Raw genomic sequence first — 25,824 nt, forward strand, 5'->3', positions numbered from 1 at the left:
ACTTCAAAAAACCAATAAAATATCTTTAACTTATACCATAATTATATAACATTCATATGAAGAAAACTAAGAATTATATATCCTTATCATCGCAAATTTCTTTATTGAAAATAAAAATAAAAATACTAAAAACCCATTTTTAAAAAAGAAAAATAACAAATTATCAGAATCAACTAAGAGACACATTAAACTAAAATTTGCAAAGAATGGGATTAAAAATAAATAAGGATCTGTATTACTAAATTTTCTTACTAAATTATCAATAAAAGCGATAAATGTACTAAATAATCCAAAAATAAATACCGCCAAAACAGGTCCAAAGTTTAAAAATGCCTCACCATAAGCACCATAGACCCTTGAATTATGAAAGTCTTGGAATACTAGACTAGACTTTCTATCATACAAAATCTCGGAACCTGCTGAATTTTTACTATATAAATCAATTTCACTCCAAAAAGGTAATACTTTATTTAGAGTAAATAAATATGTTTGTCCAAATTTAATATCATAAAAGCTAAAGTCATAATATTGATAAAGCATATATGAATGTAAACCAATCCTAGAGAAATCATTTAAAAGAATAGTAATGGTTGGATTATCTTCAAAACGCCCCGTGTCCTCCAATGAATATTGCATAGAAAATGCATCAACACCAAAACTTTTATAAAGTGAGTACACATTCATAAATATCATTAGGAAAATTAATCCAGTGATTAAATGGGCTTTTTTTAATTTAAAATAATATAGATGCACTATCCCCGCAAACCAAAAAAGCCCCCAAATAGTATTACTTCGGCTTCCTCTAAATCCACCAAATAAAAGCTTTAGTATAAAGAATATTATAAATATAGAAACAATAAATAATAAAGGTCTTTTCAAATCCTCTTTCTTCACAAACAAACATAGTGATAAGAGTGCCAAAATAGGAAAAGGTTCAGCCAGCATAAGTAGTGTGCCTAACCCATCAAACTCAGTCCTATCCTCAGACCAGGTAGTCATATAGCCCATTATGCCGCCAAATTTTGCAAACACAAATATTTGACATAACAAAGAAAATACTAAAAATAAACTACAAATAAAAAGAGCACTTCTTTTTTTCAGTTCATAACGTACTACACTAGGACTAACCTTTTTTAAGAAAAACAACCCGCAAATATAATGTAGAATTGCGATAAAAAAATAAAACCAGAAACAAATATAAACCCACTTATTCCAATCAATCTCTTTTGGAGACAAAAACAAATATTGTTTATAGTACAAAGAAGCTATTGGTGATAATATTAAAACCCATATAAGTATTAAAGACACAAATAAATATGGATGAAATAGTGTCCCTCCTCGTCTATAACCTAGACTAATAGCCTCAAGCAAACAAAGACTTCCTAAAAAAAATGGTATAGCAATGTATACAAAGTCAATACCAACCATTACGGCCGATAAAAGACTGCATATAATACTAAATAAAAAATTATTCTTATGCACTGCTATACGCATTATTTAAAAAACACCCTTAGTAGATTAGACTCATCAAAATACAAAATAATTATAACTTGTTCTGTTACAACCACTTTGACACTCTTTTAATTTGAAAATAATTTTACTTTCAACATCAATAAAACAATTTATATCAATAATAAATTATTTAATTTTTCACCTCATGCTACAATAAACTACTATAAAAGCGATTCATTTTTATTAAATTTAAAAGATTTAATTTCTTTAAAATTTAAAACAATTAAAATAAAACTCGCTAAACACATTGCAAGTAAACCGCCAAACAACAAATATTTAGAAACAAGCAATCCACAGAAAAATAATACAAGGAAAAAGTTTAAAACATTATTTTTAAATAGTACTTTAAACTTACGCTCACATGTTATCAAAAAATTTTGCCATACAAGAAGAATTTGTAATGCCCCAAAAATACCAGATAGCAATACCTCTTGCATTGTAAAATCAGTAATTTTATATATATATTCCATAATTAAAGGACAAAAGATAAGAATAAACACCAAATATCCTAATGAATATAAAATTGTTAAAAATGTAATTTTTTTTAGCAACTTACGTCTATCTAAAGATTTATTTGAAAAAGTTGACATGTAAACTGGATATGCCGACATTAAAGGCATAATTGCTATGGAGCCGAAATAAGTCAGCATGGTATAAATTGCTACTGCATCCATACTAACACTGCTTAGGAAAAATCTTGGAACACCAACATTTAAACTAACAATAAATGAACTAAATATTAAAGGTAATGAAAACAAAAATAAATTTTTTACACCTTTTCCTATAAAATCACCATCTTCTTTTGATGCTACAATTTTCATCCTATTATCAAATAAAATAATTACTATTAAACTTATGAAAAAATAAACATAAATTAATTGATCATAATAGTTTAATGAAATTAAGCATATAGCCATAACTAGTAAAGTTATAGCAGACTTCATTAATCTAGAAATTCCATATAAATTTGTCTTTCCAGCTCTAATCCAAGATCCATATGTTAATTCACTAATTAAATCGATTAATTTAAATAAAAAAATTGAAAAAAGAATAAAACTACTTTTATTAAAAAAGAAAAATAGTATTAAAAAAACACTAAAATAAACAACTAACCCAACATTTCGTAAAGACTTATATTCTTTATCCAAATAATCTTTATTAATATCAGTAGCAATATTATTTCTTATACCTAGTGAGCATAAAATAGCTAAAGGTGAAAAAATTGCTAAATAGTAAGCATAAATTCCTGCATCACTAACAGACATTTCTCTACTAATGATTGTTATAATCAACCACTGAACAAGCGCATAGGTTAATGATGCGCTTAAATTTATCAATACCTTATTCATTATGATATCTATAGAATCAAAGCTTAAATGAGTATTTTAAAATGCTTTGATGATAAGCATATTCACACATCCAAATTTTATTTTAAGTTGTTTACGTACCAACGCATTGCAAGTTGAATGCCTTCGGCAATTTTAAACTGTGGCGCATAACCCAAGCCTTGCTCAATTTTGGCAATGCTGGCTTGTGAATGACGAACATCACCTGCACGAAACTCGCGGTATACAGGATCACGGTCAAATTGAACGTTATTGGTCGCAAGCGCGACTTGAATAGCACGATATAACTCATTCAGCGTAGTACGGTCACCTACTGCCACGTTATAAACCTGATTTTTTGCTGCGTCATCGGTTGTGGTTGCCGCTAAAATATTGGCTTGAACAGTATTGTCGATAAAGCAGAAGTCACGACTGGTTTCACCGTCACCATTGATGAAGACATCTTTACCATCTATCATCGATGCTGTCCATTTTGGAATGACCGCTGCATAAGCACCGTTTGGATCTTGACGTTGACCAAACACGTTAAAATAACGTAGGCCAATTGCTTTAAAACCGTATGCACGTGCAAATACATCGGCATACAGTTCATTGACATACTTGGTTACTGCATAAGGTGAAAGCGGATTACCGATCTGATCTTCCACTTTTGGCAATGCCGGATGGTCACCATAAGTTGAACTGCTGGCCGCATAAGTAAAGCTTGAAACACCTGCATCACGTGCTGCAGTGAGCATATTTAAGAAACCACTGATATTGGTTTCATTGGTGGTGATGGGGTCAGCAATTGAACGCGGTACAGAACCAAGCGCTGCTTCATGCAAGACATAATCCACACCTGCACAGGCTTTTTGGCAGTCTGCAAACTGGCGAATATCGCCTTCAATAAAGCGGAAATTCGCCCATTGCTCAGTAGTTACTAAGCTCTGTACTTCATCCAAATTATGCTGATGCCCTGTAGCAAAGTTATCTAAACCCACTACAGTTTGATTAAGCTTGAGTAAGGTTTCTAAAAGGTTTGAGCCAATAAAGCCTGCAACACCAGTGATTAACCAATTTTTTGGTTTTTGATTTAACTGCTCACATATAACTTGATATTGGCTCATTCTTTTCTTTTCCTTAAAATTATAAACGAATGTCTGATTCAGCTTGGCTTAACACATATTTTAAATCATACAAAATATGTGCTTCTTTACCCAATGCACGAATTTTTTCAGCACCCATTTCTTTAAACTGGTGATGCGCAACCGCTAAAATTACTGCATCATATTTGCCATTTTCTAAGCATGAAATTGGACTAATATCATATTCATGCTCAGCCTCAGATGTATCTACCCAAGGGTCATAAACATCTACATTAGCATTGTATTCTTTCAGCTCATTCACAATATCAATAATGCGTGTATTGCGGATATCTGGGCAATTTTCTTTAAAACTTAAGCCTAAAATGAGCACTTTAGCATCTTCAACTTGAATGCGTTTTTTCAGCATAGCTTTCACCAACTGAGTCACCACATAAGCCCCCATACCATCATTTAAACGGCGACCTGCTAGAATAATTTCAGGGTTGTAGCCAATCGCTTGCGCTTTATGGGTTAAATAGTACGGGTCAACGCCAATACAGTGACCGCCAACCAAACCCGGACGGAATGGAAGGAAATTCCACTTAGTACCTGCCGCTTGTAATACCGCTTCGGTATCAATGCCCATTTTATTAAAAATTAAAGCCAATTCATTAATTAAGGCAATATTCACATCACGCTGGGTGTTTTCAATGACTTTCGCCGCTTCGGCAACTTTAATACTTGATGCTTTATGGGTACCCGCTTCAATAATCAAGTTATAAACTACATCAACATAATCAGCGACTTCAGGCGTAGAACCTGAGGTGATTTTTAAAATATTGGTGACACGGTGCAGTTTATCACCCGGGTTAATACGCTCAGGGCTATAGCCTGCATAAAAATCCTGATTAAATACTAAGCCTGAATTTTTCTCTAAAACAGGAATACAGACTTCTTCGGTTGCACCCGGATAAACTGTTGACTCATAAACAACTACATCACCTTTTTTCAGTACTTTAGCAATGCTTTCTGAAGCTTTCACCAAAGGGGTTAAATCTGGCTGCTTATATTCATCAATCGGGGTTGGCACTGTAACAATAAAGAAATTACAGTCTTTTAAATCTTCTAAATTTGCGCTGTAACTTAATTGAGCTGATTGTGCTAATTCTTCAGGAGAAACTTCCAGGGTATGATCACAACCGCCACGTAAGTCATCAATACGCTTCTGGTGAATATCAAAGCCCACCACGGGAACTTTTTTTCCAAACTCAACAGCTAGCGGCAAACCGACATACCCTAATCCGATTATAGCAATTTTTAATTCAGAGCGTTGTAACATTCCATCAAGCCTTATATTATGTATTATTACTTCAGTAAATAAAAAAAACGGGCACAATATAACAGATTTCGTTCATAATCCCCAGCTTTGTTTTATATAGATAAATTCTATATTAAAACAATAATGCAACTAAATTAATATAAAATTACATTTAAAGCTTATAACCATCTACATATTTATTTAAAATTAATTTCAACTTACATAATAGCATTTGATTGTCTTTCAAATCTTCAAATACCTTTAACACCTCATCAAAAGATAAATACTTTTCATAAGACTTTAATATCCGTTCATGCTCCGTCTTTTCAACATTTTCAGCATCAATTAACAACTCTTCATATAACTTTTCACCTGGACGCAAACCAGTAAATTGAATGGCAATATCACCAATACCTTTATCATCAATTGGTTTAAACCCACTTAAACGAATCATTTGTTTAGCTAAGTCTATTATTTTAACTGGCTCGCCCATATCAAGCAGAAATACATCACCACCTGTCCCCATCGCACCTGCCTGAATCACGAGTTGAGCTGCCTCAGGAATGGTCATAAAATAACGCGTGACTTCTGGGTGCGTTACTGTAACAGGCCCGCCTTTAGCAATCTGCTTTTTAAACAAAGGGACTACAGAACCTGACGAACCCAGTACATTTCCAAAACGTACAATACTGATTTGGGTCTTTGGATTCGTCGACGCTAGGCCCTGACAATACAATTCTGCCATGCGTTTAGACGCCCCCATAACATTGGTTGGTCGCACGGCTTTATCGGTTGAAATTAAAACAAAAGTTTCAACATTTTGATTCACCGCTGCATCTACACTACGCTGTGTGCCAATAGACGTATTATAAATACCTTCAAATGGGTTTGCTTCAACAAGTGGTACATGTTTATAAGCTGCGGCGTGATACACCGTTTGCACTTTGTACTCTTGAATAATACGTTCTAATTTTTGCTGATTGGTGACAGAACCTAATACTGGAATAATGTGTATATCAGAAGCCTGCAATTCACGGTCGATTGAATACAAAGCAAATTCAGACATTTCAAACAGCACCAACATTTTCGGCTGATGTTTCACGATCTGACGGCAAAGTTCAGAGCCGATCGACCCTCCTGCCCCTGTCACCATGACCACTTTATTTTTAATATTTTTTTCTAACAGTTCAGGTTTCGGCGGTACAGGATCACGGCCTAATAAGTCAATAATATCCACTTCACGAATATCAGAGACTTGGACTTGACCATCGACCAACTGGGTTACACCCGGCAACTCCATAATTTTGACATCTGCCGTATCAAAAGACTCAATAATTTCTTTTTTACGGGTTCGACCGACAGAAGGCATGGCAAGTAATACTTCTTCAATACCGAATTTCCCAAGTTTCGCTTGCGCTTTTTTCGGTGAGTAAATCTTTAAACCACTCAGTGACTGCCCTTGTAAAGAGCGTTTATCATCAATAAAACACACAGGTAAATAATCATCTGAACGATTTAAAGCGGCGGCAATTTGCTGCCCTGCTAAGCCTGCGCCATAAATTGCAACGCGTTTACGGCTCTGTTTTTTTGCGAAGGTTTTGAGGGTTGCGTAGCGAATGACGGCACGGCTCCACCACATGTATGAAAACAGCATAAAGCCATACATGAGCGGAATACTCATGGGAATAAAAGCGACATTCAATTTTTTAATCGTGTACAAGGCCACGATTTGAATAAATGTCCCGATTAAAATCCGTAACAAATAGTCTTCATTAAAAGAACGGACAATTGCGCGGTAAATCCCAAGTAAAGCAAAAATAGCAATGCCAAAAAGACCGACATAGATGTACCAAGCATCTAAACCTTGCATGACCTGTACATTCGGACGCGCCAAACGAATGGCATACGCCAGCCACATCATCAACGGTAAAACACAGATATCCATCAGCACCAAAACAATTTGCTTTTGGCGACGCGGTAATGATGCTATAGATCGGATAATGTCTTTCACAACGTGCTCGAATCAGGTCAAGGGAATATTCGCGCCTAATATTATACGCGCTTTTCAGGTTTAGATTTTTGCGATGACTTGCGTAATAGCATCCACTGTTTTTTGCATGCTGGCATCCGACAATGTTGGATGTACAAGGAACATCAAACTGCTTTCACCGAGTTGTTTTGCATTTGACAATGATTGTTTTGGACGCCACGCTGTGCCATCAAAGGCTTTTTCTAAATACACTTCTGAGCATGAACCGCTAAAGCATGGAACAGCTTGAGATGAAATTTCCGCCATGATGCGGTCACGTGACCAGCCGTCGGGTAAAGCATCAACATTGACTTGCACATAGCATTTATAAGCGGCATGTACATAGTCGCTAGAGGGTTTTGCTACAGTAAAATAAGGGCTACTTTCAAATACGGCTTGGATACGCGCCATATTAGTATTACGTTTTGCCGTCCATTCAGACATTTGTTTGAGTTGCAGACGACCAATCACAGCTTGCATTTCCATCATACGCCAGTTGGTGCCAAAGGAGTCATGCAACCAACGGAAGCCCGGTGGATGTTGCTTGTTATACACGCTATCAAAGTTTTTACCGTGATCTTTATACGACCACATTGTTTTCCACAGACTCTCGTCATTGGTAGTGACCATACCGCCTTCACCACCCGTGGTCATAATCTTGTCTTGGCAGAATGACCACGCCCCAATATGACCAATTGAACCTGCCGATTTTCCTTTATACATCGCGCCATGTGCTTGGGCGCAATCTTCAATCACGAAGATGCCTTTTTCCTCAGCCAATTGCATGATCGGATCCATATCACACATCCACCCTGCCAAATGCACACAAATAATGGCTTTGGTATTTGGAGTGATGACTGCTTCAATTGTACGGCGTGAGATATTCTGTGAATCCAGTTCAACATCAGCAAAAATAGGATTGGCACCTGCGGTGACAATTGAACTTGCTGAAGCCAAGAAAGTCCGTGAAGTGACAATCACGTCATCACCTGCACCAATACCCAAAGCTTTGAGGGCTAAATCGAGTGCCACTGTACCATTGGCAACGGCAACTGCATGTTTGGTTCCTGCAAACTGTGCAAATTCCTTTTCGAATTCACGGCATTCCTGACCTGTCCAATAATTTACTTTATTGGATAATAGGACTTTTGACACCGCATCGGCTTCTACTTGGGTAAAGCTTGGCCAAGGCTCAAATGCACTGTTTAACATGGAGTTTTCCCAGTCTAAAAATCTAGTTTAAAAATCTATTTTGAAGTCACAATTCGGGCGGGATTACCCACCACGGTGACGCCTGCGGGTACACTTTTGGTCACGACAGCACCCATACCCACAATCGCACCTGCACCAATCACTAAAGGCTGATCAGGTGTGCCCTGCTTAATCATCGCACCCGCACCAATATAGGCATGTGCATGTATATGAATATTGCCGTTACATTTTACGCCTGGTGCGAAAGTAACGAAATCCCCAATCACACAATCATGCTCGACATAACTGTATAAATTGGCATGAAAACACTTGCCGATTTTGACATTTGAGCCAATGGTGACAAAGGGACTCAAAGCAGAACCTTCAGCGAGTTCTATCTGATCCATTAAAACCACATTGTCCGCAGTGATCGACCAAAGCTGAATGCCATCCGCTTCTAAACGCTGAGCGATTTTTTCACGCACACGACTATTGGCAATCGCAATTTGCACGTATTTTGTCGATGCAAATTCATTTAGAAACGCTTGGTAATTCATGGCACGATGACCATTGACTGAAGCAATGTCTGTTAAAGCATCATCGATAAAGATAATTTCAGACGCATCACCTTGACGTGCCAATTGCTGACGCGCGACAGGCATCAGGCTACGCCCACAACCTGAAGCCCCATAAATCGCAGAGAGTGTTGTCATTATTTTTGTTCCGGTGTGCCGGTAAATTTTGTCATGGTTGCCTCGCCTTCAGCACTAATATCATCCTTGGCAATCACTTTTTTCACGGTTTTTAGCATGATTTTAAAATCCAGCCATAAAGACTGATTTTCCACATACCATGTGTCTAGCTCAAACTTTTTTTCCCATGAAATGGCATTACGACCATTCACTTGAGCATGCCCTGTGATGCCCGGACGCACGTGATGACGTTTCGCTTGTTGCGTATTATAAAGGGGCAAATATTCCATCAATAATGGACGTGGCCCGACAATACTCATATCACCCTTAATCACATTCCACAGTTCTGGCATTTCATCCAAACTGGTTGCACGGAGCATTTTCCCGAATGGCGTCAAACGCTCACTGTCAGGTAATGGATTGCCTTCTAAATCAATAGCATCTTTCATGGTGCGAAACTTCACCATTTCAAACGGCTTGCCATGCAGACCCGGACGTACTTGACGAAATAAAACTGGTGATCCTAAATTTTTACGGACTTTATAAGCAACCAATGCATAGACAGGAGATAAAAGAACTAATGCAGTTGAGGCCATTGCTATATCTAATACACGCTTTAACATTGTTCACTCATTAGATTTCATTGAAATAGAAAGAATCGTATTCTGCATATTATAACGCGTTCAATATCAAGCAATCGAGCACCATGAGAAATTTCAAGAGGCATAAAATAAAGCCTCATATTATTCCTGTACTTATACGCTTTTAAAAATCTGTCCAACGACGATTGACTGCATGACCTGGGTTATTCATGCTGATGACCTTCGCGTAGTTTCCTACTGCAGTTGCATTTTCAGGAATATCTTTAGTCACAACGCTGCCTGCGCCAATAGTAGAGTTGCTACCTATTTTGACATGCTCAATGATGCAAACATTTGGCCCAATATAAACATTGTCACCAATTTCTGCAGCTTTACGCCCACCATTGGCACCAATCGTTGTAAATTGCGATAAGTTAACATTGTTACCAAGCACAGCAGTAGGGTTAACGACTAGAGGGCCGCCATGCCCAATAAACAAGCCATAGCCAATTTGAGTTGTGGTATGAATATCTATGCCATACTGCTTTTTTTTATAATAATAAATGGGATAAGCCAACTTTGCCCAAAATGATTTTGCACTGGCCAAACGCAGCCAAAATGAAAAATTAAAACCGCGATTGAAAAAATAAGTTTTCAAAAATGATTTAAAACCAAGATTACCGGTATAGCGGTATAAATCACTTTTTATATATTTGAAGGTCATTTGGATCGTCTCTAAAATTGGATGAATCGCCTTTAATGGATATCCATTTCAGCCATCATGTGCTTATTCACTTGATGCACATCATATTTATTCAGCGCAATTTCCCGCGAACGCTGTCCCATATACTCAATCAGTTTTGGATCTTCAATAAAGTATTGCATGCATTGCACCAAATCATCTACAGACTTCACTCCAACCAAATAACCATTCACACCGTGCGATACCGTTTCACGACAACCTGGTGCATCGGTGGTAATAATCGCCCGTCCCATAGCCATCGCCTCTAATACCGTACGTGGCGTGCCTTCACGGTAGGAGGGCAACACGTAGACCGAGCTTTCCGCAATTGCAGGACGGACATCACTGAGTTTGCCCCAATATTTGAGGCGATCATCGGCAATCCATGTATCGAGTTCAGATTGCGAGATAGCAGATGGATTATCATCAATCCAACCGACCAAATGAAATTCCGATTCAGGATATTGTGCTTTGATGATGCGCGCCGATTCAGCATATTCACGTACGCCTTTATCACCTAAAAGGCGTGCAATGAGTAAGAATGAGACTTTGACCTGCCCTTGTTCATTTTTGGGTAAAGGCATAACATCAAAGTCTTGCACATTCACCCCTGAGCCATTCACCACTACAGTCGGTTTACTAACATCCAGTAAGTGCATCTCTTGGAACAGCTTTAAATCATCTGGGTTTTGAAAAAAGACTTTATCGCTACGTTTGAGCGCTTGTGCATATAAGCCATGCACCAGCTTTTGAAACAGACTACGCTTGCCAGATTCCACATTTTGAAAGGCATAGCCCAGACCTGTAATTAAAGCAAAACGATGCGGTACTTTCGCAAGCCATCCAGCCAGCGTGCCATAAATCACAGGTTTAATAGTATAAGACAGCACATACTCAGGCTGAATTTGACGGATCTTCTGATAGAGATGTTTTAACAGTTTTAAATCCGACAGCGGATTGGTGCCTGTGCGCTGCATGGGAATTTCATGCAGATGATAGCCAAGGGCTTGCAGTTTTTGCTGTTCTTCAGGGAATGATGCGAATTCAGGCGCCATAATATGAATTTCGTGGCCTTGTGCATGAATAGCTTCCAACAGTTTCCCGCGGAAATTTAAAACAGAAGGCAAAAAACTGCTGATCATCAGAAATTTCAACGGCTTTGCTCCCAAACTTGCATATATTGCTGACTCACTTTCTCAATACTGAAATGTGCTTCTACGCGCTCACGCACGGCTTGTTTCAACTGCAATTTTTCATCATTGCTTTGCTGCACATAATTTAAAATTGCTTGCGTCAATGCAGCCGAATTACGCGGCGGTACAATTTCGCCAAGCTCTTGCACAATATATTGCGCATCACCTACATCGGTGCTGATACAAGGCAAACCTGATGCCATGGCTTCGACCAACACATTCGGAAAACCTTCGGTAATTGAAGTCATGAGGAATGCATCAATCGATTGATAAAAAGCAGGCATATCTGAGATTTGATCCAATAAATGGACTTTTTGACTATCCAATTGATATTGATCGAATAAAGCCTTTACTTCAGGATTCTCTAAACTCGCGCCGCTACCTGCAATTTTAAAGATGATGTGTTGATCCTTGAGTAAGCCCATCGTTTCAAATAAATACGGATAGCCTTTGGCCGTGTGATAACGCCCTGCAAAACCAATCACGGTTGGTTCATGCAATTGGGGATTAGGCTGAAATTTATCAAGAAACACGCCATTGGCAATCACTTGGCTATTGCCATTTTTAAAGCCGAAGGCCTGATGCTGCTGCATAGACGAATGCGCACAATAAATAATAGCACTAGGTTGCTGTGACAGTATTTTGCTTATGCCCAAGGCAATCTTGGTGCTGATTGATTCATCTTTAGGAGAAGCAAGAGAATGATGAATACCCCATACGACCTTTGGTTTTTTCGCTAAACCAATAACACTGAGACTGGTCAATGCATTGGCATGGTACATCCAGCATTGCACCGTTGCGGGCTGTAGCTTTTTGAGTAATGCGCGCAGCTGACTCACCGTACTCAGCGTATTTAAACCATTCCAACCGAGCGCATAATGCGACTGACAACGTTCTAAAGTACTTTGATACACCTTGGAAGTTTTCATCAGTGCAATGATCACGTGCTGATAGTCATGCTCAGTTTGCTGAATTAAGCGTGCCAACATCATTTCGGCACCCCCCACGCCTGCAAAGTTGGTGATCACATGTACCATCAACGGTTTGCTCATGTTGCAGACTCCATCATGTTTAAGTACTGCTTCAATACCGTTGCTTTGTGGAATTGCTGAATATGCGCTTCAAAATCAGCTTCTTGATATCGCACATAATCTGCAAATATCGCTTGCTGCATCGCATGGGTTAAACCTGCTTGATCATTACATTCAACCAATAAACCAAACTTAGAGTTTTCTAGAATTTCCATTGGTCCACTTGGACAGTTGGTACTCACCACTTTCACTTTAGAGGCTAAGGCTTGAATAAGTACACCCGGCAAGCCTTCCCAATTCGAGCTTAAAACAAATAGCGAAGCATATTTAAAATAGGCATACGGGTTTGAATTAAAGCCAGGTAAATCCACCACATCGTTTAAGCCTAAGTCCGATACTAAAGCTTCAAATTCAGTACGCAGTTCACCCTCACCTAAAATGATCAGACGAGTTTCAGAATACTGATCATGTAAAGCGTTAAAGGAACTGATCAGAAAACCAAAATTTTTCGCTTCAGTCAGACGCCCTACTGCCAAAATCACTTTATTGCTTTCATTGAAAAATTTGTGTGTGACGGGCACTTTCAGTTTTTCAAAATAGGCATCATCCAGTACAGGGTTATAAATGGTGCTCAGGTTATTTTTCTTATAAACATAATATTCACGAAAATCGGCTTCTACACCTTTAGAGACACAAACCACTTGCTGTGCCATGGGATACGTCCAATTCACCAAAGTTTTTAAAACAAATTTAGCGAGACCCTGTAATTTCAAATTCTTAGACGGCGTCGATACTTCACGGAAGATTAAAGCGGTTTGCACGCCTGCCAGCTTTTTGGCAATACCTGCCACAATATTGGTATGGGTTTGCGTTGCCACCAAGCAGTCATATTGCTCAGCTTTCAGCTTCATCTTTAAGGGTGTGATGCTATTCATCACCCGACCGCAATTAAAATTCACCAATTGAATTTTCCGGCTGACTTCAGGCAACAACTTGGCTTTATCACCTGTGACATCACACACGCCCAAATGAATATTCAGACCTTGTTCTGCAAAGCTGTTCGCCAGTTGAATGACTGTACGTTCTGCACCGCCACCGCCCAAGCTTGGCAAAAAGAACATGACTTTATTCAACATAATCAGACCTAAATTTTAAAATGGGAGAATATTAATGCGGTGTTTTTGAGGCTTGAATGGCCATAGCGCGCTCAACCCGCTCACGATAATCCGTGATGCCGACAAGTTCACTGTCACTGGCACAGGTACTTTGAATTTTGGCTTGATAGTCTGCAAAACTGGATACCACTTTGGCTGGCACACCGATGGCTACGCTGTGATCAGGAATGTCTTTGGTCACCACCGAGCCTGCGCCAATCACCACATTCGAGCCAATGCTCACACCGGGCATAACGATTGTATTGACCCCAATAAATACATGCGAACCGACTTGAATTGGTGCAAAGCGTTGGTAGCGTTTACCTTGCGCATCTTTCACCAAACACGTACTGCCATCATGAGTAATAAATTTCACCCCTGAAGTTACAGTCACATGATCACCAATGCTGACCAAAAATGGTTCTGAGCCCCAGCTTTTAATATAAATTCGGCAATTTTCACCGACTTTTACGCCTTTTTTACGTGCATAAGCCACACTGCCCTTTGCCATAAAATAAGCGAGATCAAACAGCTGTCGAAAAGCAGAAACCATAAATGACATACACAGTACCTGAATGAAGCGAGGCAACTTAAAAGGAGGAAAATAAGTCAGCTATTTTACGCTGAAAATCCACTTTACGATATGGAAACCGCAGTCACGATGCAGGATGAAAAATAAGATCAGATCGATTTGATTTTTTTGGCAGGACTGCCGACATACACCCCTGACACATCCAAAGGCTTCGACACAAGACTACACGCACCAATCACGGAATCATTTGGAATCGTTACGCCATCAAGTATTGTGACACGGGCACCGAGCCAAATATTTTCACCCAAGCTGACCCCTTGTTTAGTGATGGCATCTTTCACCAACAAATCGGGTTCACCAAACTTATGATTGCTCGCAATGATGATACTCTGCGTGCCGATACGGGTATTATCGCCAATGCTCACACCGCCACAACCATTGATAAATGACTTAGAATTGATACTCACGTCTTTGCCAATAGACACCTTGCCACCAAAGCATTTGATATAACAGCTTTCACCAATAAAACTGTTATCCGCGATTTCTAAAATTGCGCCTTGCTCGACAATTAAACTGACATGATCGCCAATATAAACATTCTGACCGATTTTGACCTGACCGCTGATATCGACCGTACAGGCTTTGCCGAAATAACGAAATTTCGTGCCAAAAGCCACATTATAAAATTGCTGACGGCATTGTGCAGTGAACCAATTCATCAGTTTTAACAGTTTAAAAAACATCAGCTTTTGTTTCTCCACACCACATATAAAATGGCAAAGTTATAAATAATTAACGCCACAGGCACCGCCAGGAGCATATAAATTTTATCAGCACATAAAACATATAAGCCTGCAAATAAAGCGAACTTAATCATGAGTTCAACAATTTGCAGTTTAAATAATACTTGGCTATTGCGCTTGGCAATTAAATAAGCCGAACTTGGCGGATTACAAAAAACCGCCCAATAGCCCAACGCTAAAATTTGAAAATAGGTCGAAATCCCGACCCATTCAGAACCGAAAATCCATAGATATACCGATTCAGGCAAGATAAAGAAAATTGCAAAAAGAGGCAGTGACACCAAGCTTAAAAGCACACTTGCCTTTAACGCATTATTGTTTGAATCCGTGCTTTTAAACTTACGGATAAAAAATTGACGTAAAGTCTGTGAAATCAGATTGATCGGCACACGTAAGGTACGCTCGACAATGGCATAGAAGCCCATTGCCTGCACACCCACAAAATGCGACACCACATAGTATGGCAAGTTATGTGAAAAACTATTCAGCAAGGCATGCGGTGTATTGGCGTAAATGAAATCTTTATAATTTTTAAACGCATGCCAACTGACTTGATAAAGTTGATGTTTCAGTAAATAAATCAGCACCGCCACAATCATGATAATCGAACTAATGTTATAACTATTCACCAAGCTGATCTGCATCACGAATGGCAACGAGAGTTGCACTAACACGACAATTGCATTTCTAAAAATATTTAAACCTGCACAAAAATATTCTTTATGCGCTGCAAATTGATAGTTATACAGACTTTGAATCAAAGTGTTGGCAAGTATGCCTGTGGCAACAGCCCCTGCCATTTCAATATTTAGAATAAAACTAATAACAATACCGCTAACAATCGCGATGAAAGTTGAAAATACTACCCCTTCAAAGATCAGGCTTTTTTTATCACCTTCTTCGGCAACCAATAAAGCTTGATCAAGACGTAAATTCGCCACCGTCGATATAACACTGACTATCGCCAATGCAATCCCGTAAGCCCCAAAGTCAGCAACAGAATATAGGCGTGTTAAAACAGGAAGTGCGATAAATGTCATTATCGCACCTGCCAGTAAACTTAAGGTAATCAGCCCAATCGACTGATACTTTGCGAAAATTTTCGCAATCATCTGTTCAATATCATTTTAAGTTGTTTACGTACCAACGCATCGCCAGTTGAATGCCTTCGGCAATTTTGAACTGCGGTGCATAACCCAAGCCTTGCTCAATTTTGGCAATGCTGGCTTGTGAATGACGTACATCACCAGCTCGGAAATCACGGTACACAGGATCGCGCTCAAAGTTCACCGCATTTTCAGCAAGTGCCACCTGAATGGCACGATATAACTCATTCAACGTAGTACGGTCACCCACAGCCACGTTATACACTTGGTTTTTCGCTTCATCCGATGCTGTCGCCGCTAAAATATTGGCTTGAACCGTATTATCAATAAAACAGAAATCACGACTGGTTTCACCATCACCATTGATGAAGACATCTTCACCAGCGATCATCGATGCCGTCCATTTCGGAATCACGGCGGCATAAGCACCATTTGGATCTTGACGCTGACCAAAGACATTAAAATAGCGTAAACCAATCGCTTTAAAACCGTAGCTACGTGCAAAAACATCTGCATATAGCTCATTGACGTACTTGGTCACGGCATACGGCGACAATGGATTACCAATGTTTTCTTCAACTTTTGGCAATGCAGGATGATCACCATAAGTCGAACTGCTAGCTGCGTATGTGAAGCTGGCAACCCCCGCATCACGCGCAGCAGTGAGCATATTTAAGAAACCACTGATATTGGTGTCATTGGTGGTGATCGGATCGGCAATCGAACGCGGTACAGAACCTAAAGCAGCTTCATGCAAGACATAATCCACGCCAACACAGGCTTTTTGGCAGTCGGCAAATTGGCGAATATCGCCTTCAATAAAACTAAATTTTGCCCATTGTTCAGCAGTGACTAAGCTTTGCACTTCATCCAAATTATTCTGATGCCCTGTGGCAAAGTTATCTAAACCCACTACGGTTTGATTCAGCTTGAGCAATGTTTCGAGAAGATTCGAGCCAATAAAGCCCGCAACACCTGTGACCAGCCATGTTTTAGGCGCTGTTTTAAGGTTTTCACATACCTGTTGATATTGATTCATTTTAGTATGGCCCTCTTACAAACGAAGATCAGATTCGGCTTGAGATAACACATATTTCAAGTCATACAACACATGATCAGCTTTACCCAAAGCACGGATCGCCTCCACACCCATGTCTTTAAACTGGTGATGCGCAACCGCTAAAATTACTGCATCATATTTGCCATTTTCCAGTGCCTGCACAGGGCTAATACCGTACTCATGTTCAGCCTCAGCGCCATCGACCCAAGGATCATAGACATCAGCATCAATATGATATTCTTTCAATTCATTCACAATATCAATGATGCGGGTATTACGGATATCAGGGCAATTTTCTTTAAAGCTTAAGCCTAAAATGAGGACTTTGGCATCTTCTACTTGAATGCGTTTTTTTAGCATCGCTTTAACAAGCTGCATCACCACATATGCGCCCATACCGTCATTGAGACGGCGGCCCGCTAAAATAATTTCTGGGTTATAGCCAATCGCTTGCGCTTTATGGGTTAAGTAATACGGATCAACCCCGATACAGTGACCGCCCACAAGACCCGGACGGAAGGGTAAGAAATTCCATTTCGTACCTGCTGCTTGCAGCACCGCTTCAGTATCAATGCCCATTTTATTGAAAATCAACGCCAATTCATTAATTAAAGCTATATTCACATCACGCTGTGTGTTTTCAATCACCTTCGCCGCTTCTGCAACTTTAATACTTGCTGCTTTGTGTGTGCCTGCTTCAATAATCAGGTTATAAACTGCATCAACATAATCAGCGACTTCAGGCGTAGAACCCGAGGTGATTTTTAAAATATTCGTCACACGGTGCAGTTTATCGCCTGGGTTAATACGCTCAGGGCTATAACCTGCATAAAAATCTTGATTGAAGGTTAAGCCTGAATTTTTCTCTAAAACAGGGATACAAACTTCTTCGGTTGCACCCGGATAAACTGTTGACTCGTAGACAACCACATCACCTTTTTTCAACACTTTTGCAATGCTTTCTGAAGCTTTCACCAATGGGGTTAAATCTGGTTGTTTATATTCATCAATCGGGGTTGGAACAGTAACAATAAAAAAATTACAGTCATTTAAGTCTTCTAAATTTGCGCTGTAACTTAATTGAGCTGATTGTGCTAATTCTTCAGGAGAAACTTCTAAGGTATGATCACGTCCGCTACGCAATTCATCAATACGCTTCTGATGAATATCAAAGCCCACCACGGGAACTTTTTTTCCAAACTCAACAGCTAGCGGTAAACCGACATAACCTAATCCGATTATGGCAATTTTTAATTCGGAGAGTTGTAACATACTGAAGCCTATGTCATCGATGAATCATCAATCATCGTTATGTTGTAAATAGCGCTAAATTATATCAGAAAATCAAATTTCGATTGTGTAATGATGTTCTATGACGACTGTAATTTTAATCAAAAAAATTTATTGGATTAAACAATTCACCCTATAAAACCAACATTGCATATTTAAAAAAATTCAAATAACAACTAGATCTTTAAAAAGATATTCATCCATACAAGTGTTGATTAAACTTACGATTTAAAACAAATGTAAAACTATATTCTACAAGGTGAATAGTATAAACTTAACATTCTAAAATGAGTAATTTGGGTACTTAAACCCGTATTTCAATTCAATGATTCAAATATTTTATAAATAGGATTTGTATTCGAGTGAGTTACTATCGTTATAGCTGTATGTTAGCTTTGAGTCTAAGTATGACGGGTTGTGCCATTACTTCAGGCTTACAAACCTATGACCTTCCTAAAGAAGGCACATTTCAGACTGATTTAGGCTCGACAGTCAATGTTATTAAACTAACTCAAGAAAATTTAGTTGCTGTTCAACCCGCCCAAGTAAATCAGCAAAATTTTGCCCATCTATTCAATCAACAACAAAAAAGTTATCGCCTAAACTCAGGTGATATTTTATCTATTTATTTATGGGCATACCCTGAAATTACACCACCCACAAATACAATTAACAATCAAGATGCCATTATTTCTAATGGCTACCAAATTGATCAAAGTGGCTATATCCAATTTCCAATTATTGGCCGATATAAAGCTGCAGGAAAATCGCTGACACAAGTCAATCAGGAATTACGCAGCCAACTTGCTCGTTACTTAAAAACCCCAGATGTGATTGTTCGCGTACTTTCCTACCAAGGACAACGTTACTCTGTCCAAGGTAATGTAATGAAAGGCGGTCAATTTAATTTAACGGATCAACCTACTAGCGTGTATACCGCACTTGGTCTTGCTGGCGGCGTGAATACGCAATTGGGTGACAATACATCGATTACATTAGTGCGCCAAGGTCAAACTTATAACTTAAATAGTATCCAGTTAGAAAAGGCAGGCTATTCACTACATAATCTACTCATACAGCCTAACGATACAATTTATGTCAATTCACGCGAAAATCAGAAAATTTATGTAATGGGTGAATCTGGTAAAAATCAATCCCTACCAATGCGTGATCAAGGAATGAGTCTCAGTGATGTCCTCGGAGAAAGTCTTGGGGTAAACTCGCTTTCTGCAAGTCGAGGTAAAATCTACGTAGTACGTAGTGATATGAATAGCCCAATGACCGAAATTTATCATTTGGATTTAACCAGTATTGGTGACTTTGGACTCGCAAACCAGTTCAAAATGCGTAGCAACGATATTGTGTATGTCGATGCATCTGGCTTGGCACGTTGGCAGCGTGTGATCAATCAGGTGATTCCTTTCTCAAATATGATCTATAACATCGACAGAATGGGTCAATAATGTTATTTAAAAATATTCTGGTGGTGTGTGTAGGTAATATTTGCCGAAGTCCTATGGCAGAATATCTTCTGAAAAAGAATCATCCCGATCTGAATATTTATTCAGCGGGAATCTCAGGCATGATTGGACATGCAGCAGATGATAAAGCCCAATACTGTATGCAAAAAATTGGCATCGATATGAGTCGCCATATTGCCCAAAAATTAAATGCCGAACTGATCAAAAAATCAGATTTAATTTTGGTCATGAGTTCAAATCAACAAAAGCATATTGAACAAACATGGCCATTTGCAAAGGGAAAGACTTTTCGTTTAGGACATTGGCAAGGTAAAAATGTGCCCGATCCTTACCAACATGATCAAGCCTTTTTTGACCAAACCTCAGAACTGATCCAATCTTGCGTTGCAGATTGGACTAAACAAATTTAACTTTTGATGTACGATTATGAGCCAAAATACCAATACAGAAGATACAATTGATTTAAAAGAATTATTTTTCTCTCTGATTGCACAGTGGAAGTTAATTGCTCTATGTGTGATTTTAAGCCTCGTTTGTGCCTTACTTTATTTAAGAGCAACACCAGATACTTATGCAGTCAATGCTTTAGTACAAGTTGAAGAAAGTAAAGGGGCTTCAGCTGCACTATTGGGTGATCTTTCTAATATGATTGATCAAAAACAACCAGCCCAAGCAGAAATTGAGATTCTTAAATCGCGCTTAGTTCTCGGTACCGTGATTCAAAACTTACATCTCGATCTAAAAATTTCAGGTACTGAAAATTCCTTTACTGACCGATTAATTTCAGCTCATAAATATGCCACCGAATATAAAAATAAATCTGTGGTTTTCAAAGATAATGAAAAAAGTTTTGAAATCCGCCAATTTAATATCCCCGCACTCTATCGCGACAAGGATCTTGGCCTACAGCTTCAAGAAAATAAATTTTCTTTGATTGATCTTCAGGCTGAACAAACAATTTTAACAGCACCATTGAACCAAAAAAATTCTTTACGTACAGCAGAAGGCCTTTGGGAAATCTCAATTTATAGCAAAGATCAACTCAAAGACGACTATTTAATTCAAAAGCAGTCTCTACCTGCCGCAGTTGACAGTATTTTGGCAAATTACTCTGTTGCTGAAAAAGGTAAAATGACGGGCGTGCTTGGCCTTAACTATCAAGGCCAAGATAAAGAACATATTACTCAGGTTCTAAATGCCATTTTAGCAGCATACAGTCATCAAAATATTGAAAGACGCTCTGCTGAAAGTGCACAAACTTTAAAATTCCTGGACGAACAACTCCCTGAGCTAAAACAACAGCTTGATGTCGCAGAACGTGAATTTAACAAATTCCGTCAAGAGTTTAATACCGTCGATGTGACTAAAGAATCTGAGCTATATTTAACTCAAAGCGTCACTCTTGAAACTCAAAAAGCTGAATTAGAGCAAAAAGTTGCCGAAGCTTCTGCGAAGTACACCAGTGAACATCCCGTGATGCAACAAATGAATGCTCAATTGGGTGCAATCAATAGCAAAATTGGTGAACTAAATACCACCTTAAAAAAATTACCAGACTTACAACGTCGTTATTTACAGCTATACCGTGAAGTTGAAGTAAAACAACAACTTTATACAGCGTTGTTGAATTCTTACCAACAGCTTCGTATTGCCAAAGCTGGTGAAATTGGTAATGTCCGTATTGTGGATACTGCTGTAGAGCCGATTGAACCGATTGCGCCGAAAAAACTACAAATCTTGATACTTTCAATTTTCCTCGGTGGTTTCCTCGGTACATTACTTGCGTTGTTTCGTAACATGTTGCGCTCAGGGATCAAAGATTCATCAGAAATTGAAAACAATCTGGATCTTCCTGTTTATGCCACTGTGCCCCGCTCACCTGTTCAAGAAAGTCGCATCAAGTTACTGAAGAAGAAAAAGACCATTCCTGTACTTGCAGTTAAAAATAGCGATGATATTGCAATTGAAAGCTTGCGCAGTATGCGTACTGCCATTCACTTTGCACTGACATCTGCAAAAAATAACCTGATCATGATTTCGGGGCCTGCACCAGAAGTCGGTAAATCGTTTATTTCAACCAATTTAGCTACGATTCTTGCGCAAAGTGATAAACGCGTTTTAATTGTTGATGCCGATTTACGTCGTGGTTATTTAAACAAATACTTCAATCATGACAACCAACCAGGTCTTTCTGAGTATTTAAATGGTCAGCGTGATCTAGACAGCATCATTAAAACCACTGAAATTCCAAATTTAAGTGTGATTACTCGCGGTAAGAGCCCTTCTAACCCATCTGAGCTTTTAAGTTCTGGTAAATTCAAAGAATTCTTAGAGTTGATTTCACCGATGTTTGATCATGTGATCATTGATACGCCTCCTGTACTTGCTGTGACAGACGGTATCATTATTTCGCAATATGCTGGTGTGAATTTGGTGATTGCTCGTTATGCGAAAACTCAGTTGAAAGAACTAGAGTTAACCGTGAACCGCTTTGAACAAGTGGGTGTGAAGGTCAATGGTATTATTCTAAACGACATTCAACGTAGCTCAGCTGGTTATGGTTATGGTTATGGCTATAACTATTCTTATGGTTATAAAGCTTCAAAAGACCAAGACTAATTCAAGCCTATTCAAAAAAGCCACCGAATACGGTGGCTTTTTTTATGTGCAAAATTTATGTTGCATGCCACTTTCTGTATAAAAAATGTTTTATATATTCATACCGTTATAGTATAAAAATAAGAACATGACTATGATGATCTTTCCTGCACCTTACCTAATCGTAGAGATAGGTAAGCGCTGAACAGGAAAAGTCTGCTAGAATTTCAGCAACTTTTTACATATAAAATAATTGTGGGAAAATATATGAGTAAGGCCCTACCTATCGCTGTCGCTGTATTACTCGGCGGTGCCGCACTTGTTCCTGTTTACTATGCAACTAAAACACCTGCTACGCAATCAGCAACATCAACTCAACCAGCTGCCAATGCTTCTGCTGTCGCTAAAATAAGTTATGCCCTTGGTTATGAAGTTGCCCATCAAACGCCTCCAGAATTAGATATTGATAGCTTTGTCACTGGCGTTCGTGCAGGCCATGCTCGTGCAAAACCTGCATATACTGAAGAAGAATTACAAAAAGCATATGCTGAGTTCCAACAAGAAATGCAAAATAAGCAGCTCGAAAGCAATAAGCAAGCACAAAGTAGCAGCGATAATTTCTTAACAGAAAATAAAAGCAAAGCTGGGGTTAAAACCACTGCTTCTGGTTTACAGTACCTAACAACGAAAGAAGGTACAGGTAAACAACCGCAAGCCACATCAGTTGTTAAAGTTCACTACACAGGTAAGTTAGTGGATGGCACAGTATTTGATAGTTCAGTACAGCGCGGCGAGCCAATTGAATTTCCGTTGAACCAAGTAATTCCGGGTTGGACTGAAGGTCTGCAGTTAATGAAGGAAGGTGGCAAAGCTACTTTATATATTCCCTCAAACCTAGGTTATGGTGCTCAAGGTGTTCCGGGAACGATTCCACCGAACAGTACTTTAATTTTTGATGTAGAACTCATTGAAGTTAAATAATAAAACCGGTACAGGAGAGCTTTTCGCTCTCCTGCTTTATTTTGAGACTCGGTCATGAAATTACAGATCAGTATGTTGTGTTTGGCATTCTGCTCAAGCACTGTATTTGCCAAAGATGTCAGTAATAAAAGTAGTGCTGCAGAACAAGTGGGTTATAGTTTTGGTTATTTAATGGGACGCAGTAATGCTGAATCCATTAAGGATTTGGATATTGATGCATTTGTTGCAGGTTTAAAGGCAGCTTCTAAAGGTCAAGCTTCGTCATTAACAGATGAAGAAATGACCCGTGCCTTAACCCAATATAAAAAGCAAACCGAAGCGAAACAACTGATTGAACTGAAGCAAAAAGCGGATGCGAATGCCACCATTGGTGCCGCTTTCCTTGCTGAAAATGCCAAAAAACCGGGCATTCAGGTCACGAAATCTGGCCTGCAGTATCAAGTCATTCAAGCTGGCAAAGGTAAGTCACCCAAAGCAAATTCAACAGTGAAAGTTCACTATGAAGGTCGCTTAATTGATGGTACTGTTTTTGATAGTTCAATTGCACGCAACCAACCTGCGATGTTCCAAGTGAGTCAAGTCATTCAGGGTTGGACAGAAGGTCTACAGTTGATGAAAGAAGGTGCAAAATATCGCTTCTTCATTCCTGCCAATTTGGGCTATGGTCAAATTGGTTCAGCAGACGTCATTGAGCCAAATAGCACGCTGATTTTTGATGTAGAGCTCATTGAAGTTCTCCCGAAATAACAATACTCTCTTTAGGAGCATCGACAAATCTCGGTGCTCCTCAATATTTCTTCTTTCCATTATTTTCTTTTACAATTTTTTTGATTGATTTGACTTAAAATTCACATTGATATCTTATATTTATTTCACAAAAACCAATTTCCCTTTATCTTAAGTCTTCATCAACTGCGTAGCCGCACATAAGGATTTGACCATGACCGTTAAAATTAAGACTCGCGAAATTCAATATACAGCAGCTGATGGAACTCAACTTTTTGGCTATTTTGCCGCACCAGAGTCAGACACTGCAGTCGCAGGTGTGTTAGTTGCCCCGGAATGGTGGGGACGCAATGAATATACCGAACAACGTGCGCGCGAATTGGCTGAACAAGGCTATGCTGCTTTCGCTTTGGATATGTATGGTGACAAAAAAGTCACCACAGATGCCAAGCAAGCTTATGAATGGATGATGCAGACTTTTGATCATGCCGACACCATTGTGACCCGTGCGTCTGCTGCATTAAACACTTTGGCACAGCAAAAAGAAGTAAATGCAGATAAACTCGCAGCTATAGGCTTTTGCTATGGCGGAAAAGTCGTGCTGGATTTAGCTCGTTCAGGTGCTGCATTAAAAGCTGTGGTGACCTTCCATGCAACACTTGCTACAGCGACTCCTGCACAAACAGGACAAGTCCAAGCAGAGATTTTAGTGCAACATGGTGAGCTCGACTCGATGGTGAGCTTAGATGATGTTGCGACCTTTAGAAATGAAATGGATGCTGCCCAAGTGCAGTATCAAATCAATATTTTTGAAGGCGCAAAACACGGCTTTAGCAACCCGATGGCGGATGAACGTGCCAAAGCCAACGGCGTAGATTTAGCTTATAACGCTGCTGCAGAACAACAAAGCTTAGCGGCCATGTATGCCTTGTTAGCACGCCAGCTTGGTTCTTAAAGCCATAAGAACCACTACCAATATTTAATTTATAAAAATGAGGAGAGCACAATGACAGAACTCAATTGTCCATATTGCAATTTTGACGAATATGACGTTATTGCAAAAAATGATTTTGGTGTTGTACTTCCTGAACCACATACACTGTCTAAAGGGCATGCTGTCATTGTCCCGCTACGTCATGTTGGTTCATTTTTTGAAATTACTGATAAAGAACGTAAAAGTTTAATGTCCTTACTTGAACAAGCGCGTAATGAATTAAATTTACGCTATCAACCCACTGGCTTTCATATTGGGTTTAATGATGGACAAGTTTTTGGCGAAGCCACTGAACATGTGCATATTCACATTATTCCACGTTATGAAAACCAAACATTGGCGCTTGATACCCGCTGGGGCTTTAAAAGCTAAACTTTAAATTTACACTCACTAAGGAGCT

Annotated in this window: 24 protein-coding genes; 7 read left to right on the top strand and 17 right to left on the bottom strand. The window is 39.0% G+C overall.

The annotated features are described in order from the left end of the window. Positions 1–66: 66 nt before the first annotated feature. The 17 genes from FTU79_RS07765 to tviB (FTU79_RS07845) form a co-directional block, all read right to left on the bottom strand. Positions 67–1,494 carry a hypothetical protein gene (locus FTU79_RS07765; RefSeq protein ID WP_180049518.1) on the bottom strand — a complete coding sequence of 476 codons (1,428 nt, stop codon included), beginning with the start codon at positions 1,492–1,494 and terminating at the stop codon, positions 67–69. A gap of 179 nt (positions 1,495–1,673) precedes the next feature. Next, a complete protein-coding gene (locus FTU79_RS07770; RefSeq protein ID WP_180049520.1) occupies positions 1,674–2,861 on the bottom strand; it encodes a lipopolysaccharide biosynthesis protein in 1,188 nt (395 codons plus the stop codon). A gap of 77 nt (positions 2,862–2,938) precedes the next feature. Next, entirely contained in the window at positions 2,939–3,964 is a 1,026-nt protein-coding gene (locus FTU79_RS07775) for an NAD-dependent epimerase/dehydratase family protein (protein ID WP_180049522.1), read from the bottom strand. Between the two features lie 19 nt (positions 3,965–3,983). Beyond that, positions 3,984–5,261, bottom strand: coding sequence for a Vi polysaccharide biosynthesis UDP-N-acetylglucosamine C-6 dehydrogenase TviB (gene tviB / locus FTU79_RS07780; protein ID WP_180049524.1), 1,278 nt, complete (start codon positions 5,259–5,261; stop codon positions 3,984–3,986). Between the two features lie 151 nt (positions 5,262–5,412). Beyond that, positions 5,413–7,251, bottom strand: coding sequence for a nucleoside-diphosphate sugar epimerase/dehydratase (locus FTU79_RS07785; protein ID WP_180049526.1), 1,839 nt, complete (start codon positions 7,249–7,251; stop codon positions 5,413–5,415). A gap of 60 nt (positions 7,252–7,311) precedes the next feature. Beyond that, on the bottom strand, positions 7,312–8,481 hold the full coding sequence (locus FTU79_RS07790) for a DegT/DnrJ/EryC1/StrS aminotransferase family protein (protein WP_180049528.1): 1,170 nt from the start codon (positions 8,479–8,481) through the stop codon (positions 7,312–7,314). 35 nt (positions 8,482–8,516) lie between these two features. Continuing rightward, the gene (locus FTU79_RS07795) at positions 8,517–9,173 is read right to left on the bottom strand and encodes a NeuD/PglB/VioB family sugar acetyltransferase (protein WP_180049531.1); all 657 of its coding nucleotides are present in this window, start codon (positions 9,171–9,173) and stop codon (positions 8,517–8,519) included. Further along, on the bottom strand, positions 9,173–9,775 hold the full coding sequence (locus tag FTU79_RS07800; RefSeq protein WP_180049533.1) for a sugar transferase: 603 nt from the start codon (positions 9,773–9,775) through the stop codon (positions 9,173–9,175). The genes FTU79_RS07795 and FTU79_RS07800 overlap by 1 nt, the downstream gene beginning before the upstream one ends. Before the next feature lie 142 nt (positions 9,776–9,917). Continuing rightward, complete coding sequence (locus FTU79_RS07805) at positions 9,918–10,457, bottom strand: serine O-acetyltransferase (protein WP_180049535.1); 540 nt, start codon at positions 10,455–10,457, stop codon at positions 9,918–9,920. 32 nt (positions 10,458–10,489) lie between these two features. Further along, a complete protein-coding gene (locus tag FTU79_RS07810; RefSeq protein WP_180049537.1) occupies positions 10,490–11,629 on the bottom strand; it encodes a glycosyltransferase family 4 protein in 1,140 nt (379 codons plus the stop codon). After that, entirely contained in the window at positions 11,626–12,720 is a 1,095-nt protein-coding gene (locus FTU79_RS07815) for a glycosyltransferase (RefSeq protein ID WP_180049539.1), read from the bottom strand. The genes FTU79_RS07810 and FTU79_RS07815 overlap by 4 nt, the downstream gene beginning before the upstream one ends. Next, positions 12,717–13,835, bottom strand: coding sequence for a glycosyltransferase (locus FTU79_RS07820; protein WP_180049541.1), 1,119 nt, complete (start codon positions 13,833–13,835; stop codon positions 12,717–12,719). The genes FTU79_RS07815 and FTU79_RS07820 overlap by 4 nt, the downstream gene beginning before the upstream one ends. 31 nt (positions 13,836–13,866) lie before the next feature. Continuing rightward, a complete protein-coding gene (locus FTU79_RS07825) occupies positions 13,867–14,415 on the bottom strand; it encodes an acyltransferase (protein ID WP_180049543.1) in 549 nt (182 codons plus the stop codon). 119 nt (positions 14,416–14,534) lie between these two features. Further along, positions 14,535–15,128: a DapH/DapD/GlmU-related protein gene (locus FTU79_RS07830; protein WP_180049545.1), complete on the bottom strand. Its 594-nt coding sequence runs from the start codon at positions 15,126–15,128 to the stop codon at positions 14,535–14,537. Continuing rightward, entirely contained in the window at positions 15,128–16,300 is a 1,173-nt protein-coding gene (locus tag FTU79_RS07835) for a lipopolysaccharide biosynthesis protein (RefSeq protein WP_180049547.1), read from the bottom strand. The genes FTU79_RS07830 and FTU79_RS07835 overlap by 1 nt, the downstream gene beginning before the upstream one ends. Before the next feature lie 10 nt (positions 16,301–16,310). Beyond that, a complete protein-coding gene (locus FTU79_RS07840) occupies positions 16,311–17,333 on the bottom strand; it encodes an NAD-dependent epimerase/dehydratase family protein (RefSeq protein ID WP_180049549.1) in 1,023 nt (340 codons plus the stop codon). A 15-nt stretch (positions 17,334–17,348) separates the two neighbouring features. Then, positions 17,349–18,626: a Vi polysaccharide biosynthesis UDP-N-acetylglucosamine C-6 dehydrogenase TviB gene (gene tviB, locus FTU79_RS07845; RefSeq protein ID WP_180049551.1), complete on the bottom strand. Its 1,278-nt coding sequence runs from the start codon at positions 18,624–18,626 to the stop codon at positions 17,349–17,351. Between the two features lie 404 nt (positions 18,627–19,030). Here tviB (FTU79_RS07845) and FTU79_RS07850 point away from each other — a divergent pair, with 404 nt between their 5' ends. The 7 genes from FTU79_RS07850 to FTU79_RS07880 all read left to right on the top strand — a co-directional run bounded on the left by FTU79_RS07850 (position 19,031) and on the right by FTU79_RS07880 (position 25,796). Continuing rightward, complete coding sequence (locus FTU79_RS07850) at positions 19,031–20,107, top strand: polysaccharide biosynthesis/export family protein (protein WP_218945431.1); 1,077 nt, start codon at positions 19,031–19,033, stop codon at positions 20,105–20,107. Continuing rightward, complete coding sequence (locus FTU79_RS07855) at positions 20,107–20,535, top strand: low molecular weight protein-tyrosine-phosphatase (RefSeq protein ID WP_180049553.1); 429 nt, start codon at positions 20,107–20,109, stop codon at positions 20,533–20,535. Before FTU79_RS07850 ends, FTU79_RS07855 begins: the two co-directional genes overlap by 1 nt. A gap of 16 nt (positions 20,536–20,551) precedes the next feature. Further along, a complete protein-coding gene (locus FTU79_RS07860; RefSeq protein WP_180049555.1) occupies positions 20,552–22,744 on the top strand; it encodes a polysaccharide biosynthesis tyrosine autokinase in 2,193 nt (730 codons plus the stop codon). A 246-nt stretch (positions 22,745–22,990) separates the two neighbouring features. Further along, positions 22,991–23,704, top strand: a complete 714-nt coding sequence (locus FTU79_RS07865; protein ID WP_078191625.1) for an FKBP-type peptidyl-prolyl cis-trans isomerase — start codon at positions 22,991–22,993, stop codon at positions 23,702–23,704. A 54-nt stretch (positions 23,705–23,758) separates the two neighbouring features. Continuing rightward, entirely contained in the window at positions 23,759–24,451 is a 693-nt protein-coding gene (locus tag FTU79_RS07870; RefSeq protein ID WP_180022944.1) for an FKBP-type peptidyl-prolyl cis-trans isomerase, read from the top strand. Between the two features lie 193 nt (positions 24,452–24,644). Then, complete coding sequence (locus tag FTU79_RS07875) at positions 24,645–25,385, top strand: dienelactone hydrolase family protein (RefSeq protein ID WP_168379440.1); 741 nt, start codon at positions 24,645–24,647, stop codon at positions 25,383–25,385. Between the two features lie 51 nt (positions 25,386–25,436). Further along, positions 25,437–25,796 (top strand): HIT family protein, encoded by a 360-nt coding sequence (locus tag FTU79_RS07880; RefSeq protein ID WP_078191628.1) that lies wholly within the window; start codon positions 25,437–25,439, stop codon positions 25,794–25,796. The last annotated feature ends 28 nt before the right edge of the window (positions 25,797–25,824 follow it).

It is taken from the genome of Acinetobacter sp. YH12144, assembly GCF_013418345.1.
Classification (GTDB): domain Bacteria; phylum Pseudomonadota; class Gammaproteobacteria; order Pseudomonadales; family Moraxellaceae; genus Acinetobacter; species Acinetobacter amyesii.